This is a genomic window from Kibdelosporangium persicum (genome assembly GCF_013280595.1).
Classification (GTDB): Bacteria; Actinomycetota; Actinomycetes; order Mycobacteriales; family Pseudonocardiaceae; genus Kibdelosporangium; species Kibdelosporangium persicum.
The window spans coordinates 1-2,470 of the sequence record NZ_JAAATY010000082.1 but is presented as its reverse complement, the minus strand read 5'-3'; the positions used below and the strand labels follow the sequence as shown (position 1 = coordinate 2,470).

The following is a 2,470-nucleotide window of genomic DNA, read 5'->3' as shown; positions in this document are numbered from 1 at the left end:
TGGCTGAGTCGGTGGTGGGGCTTCGGTTGTCGCGTTCGGTTGATGTGGTTGTGGCTGTGTTGGGTGTGGTGAAGGCTGGTGGTGCGTTTTTGCCGTTGGATCCGGCGTATCCGGATGAGCGGCTGGCTTTCATGGTCGAGGACGCCCAGCCGGTGCTCGTACTCGACGACTTGACCATGGCGATTGACCGATCGGGTTACCCGGCAACGGATCCAGGGATTTCGTCACGTCCGTCCTCGGCCGCGTACGTGATCTACACGTCTGGGTCGTCGGGTGTGCCCAAGGGGGTCGTGGTGTCGCACAGCGGCTTCGCGAGCCTGGCGGTGTCACACCGGGAACACTTGGGCGTGGAACCGGGTTGCCGCGTTCTGCAGTTCGCGTCGCCGAGTTTCGACGCTTCGGTGTGGGAACTGGTGATGGCATTGGCGTCCGGCGCCACACTCGTCGTGGCGGACGAGGGCAAGTTGGTCGGTGACTCCCTTGCTCAGGCACTGGCCGCTGAACGCGTCACGCACGTCACTCTGCCGCCGTCGATCCTGGCGACACTTCCGGCCGGTGAATTGCCCGAGCTGTCGACCGTTGTGGTCGCTGGTGAAAAGTTGCCGGTTGACCTGGCCAAGCTGTGGGCTGACGGACGCCGGTTGATCAACGCTTACGGTCCGACGGAGACGACGGTCTGCGCCACCATGAGCGACGCCTTGGCCGGCGGATCCGCACCAATCGGCGGGCCAGTGATCAACGCCCAGGTCCACGTGCTCGACGATCGGCTGCGGCTGGTCGCGCCGGGCACACCTGGTGAGCTCTACGTCGGCGGAAGCTTGCTCGCTCGTGGTTATTTGCGGCGTGCGGGTCTGACGGCGGGCCGGTTCGTGGCGAATCCGTTCGGTTCGGGGGGCTCGCGGTTGTATCGCACGGGTGATCTGGTGCGGTGGAACGCTGAGGGGCAGTTGGAGTTCCTTGGCCGGGTGGATGATCAGGTGAAGCTGCGGGGATTCCGGATCGAGCCGGGCGAGGTCGAGTCCGCGCTGCGTGAACACCCGCTGGTCGAGCAGGCCGTGGTGATCATGCGTGAGTCGAGCCTCGCCGGTTACGTCGTCCCGGCGTCGCACGCCCGATCCGAAACACACGTCGGCGAATGGCGGGAAACCTACGACTCGGTCTACTCACGGGTGGCCGAACACGGTTTCGGCGAGGACTTCGAGGGCTGGAACAGCTCCTATTCGGGAGAACCGATTCCGCTCGACGAGATGCGCGAGTGGCGATCCGCCGCGTTGTCGATGATCCGCTCCTACAGCCCCCGCAGAGTGCTGGAGATCGGTGTCGGTTCGGGACTACTGCTGTCGAAACTGGCGCCCACTTGTGAGGTGTACTGGGGTACCGACTTTTCGGCCGCGGTGGTCGACCGGTTGGCCGGTCAGGTCGAAGCTGCGGGATTGGCTGATCGTGTCGTGTTGCGGTGTCAGGCGGCGGATAGTGTCGACGGGTTGCCGTCAGGGCTTTTCGACACCATCGTGCTGAACTCGGTCGCGCAGTACTTCCCCAGCGGGCAGTACCTTGCCGACGTCATCGGCAAGGCATGGGACCTGCTTGTCCCCGGTGGCCGGATCTTTGTCGGCGACGTGCGGAACCTGGACACCGCGAGGACACTGCACGCCGCCATCCATCGTTACCGAACCGGTGAGGAAGCCGACACCGAGACGTTGGACCTCGAGATGGCACGGATGAAGGAACTGGCCGTGTCGCCAGGCTTCTTCACGCAGTTCGGTGCGGCGGTGGAAGTCCGCCTGAAGCGCGGTGCGGCCCACAACGAACTGTCCCGGCACCGATACGAAGTGGTGTTGCACAAACAGCCAGCGGACGTGTTGTCGGTCGCGGACGCACCTGAGTTGGTCTGGGAGAAGGACTTCACGGCTCTCGACGAGATCGGCGCGGTGGACGGGGCCCTTCGCCTGACCGGTATGCCCAACGCCCGGATCACCCGCGAGCTCGACGACTCATCGTCGGCAATCGACCCCGAGAACATCGTCACCTGGGGTGAGGTCAATGGGCTCACTGTTCTGGCCACATGGTCGGCTGACGGGCCGGCCCTGTTCGACGCCGTACTCTTGCCAGGGACACTCCGCACGCCTGTGACCGGTCTGTACCGGCCGTCCGCTGAGGACGAGACACCACTGGTGAACGACCCGATGGGAACGCCCGGCCACGAGGCGATCGGCACGACCCTCCGCGCCTGGCTCGGCAGCCGTCTGCCGGAGTTCATGGTGCCGTCGACAATCACCGTTATCGACTCCGTTCCGTTGACTCCCAATGGGAAGCTGGATCGGCGTGGTTTGCCGGTTCCGGTGGTGTCGCGGGTTGTGGGTGGTGGGGGTGTGTCTCCGGTTGAGGTGGTGTTGTGTGGTTTGTTTGGTGAGGTGTTGGGTGTGGGTGGTGTTGGTGTGGATGATGATTTTTTCGGGTTGGGTGGTCA

At 64.3% G+C, this 2,470-nt stretch carries 1 protein-coding gene; it reads left to right on the top strand.

What is annotated here, in order from left to right; genetic code table 11:
- Nucleotides 1-11: 11 nt before the first annotated feature.
- The coding region (locus GC106_RS46935; protein WP_312873462.1) for an amino acid adenylation domain-containing protein at nucleotides 12-2,470 on the top strand (2,459 nt) is incomplete at its 3' end.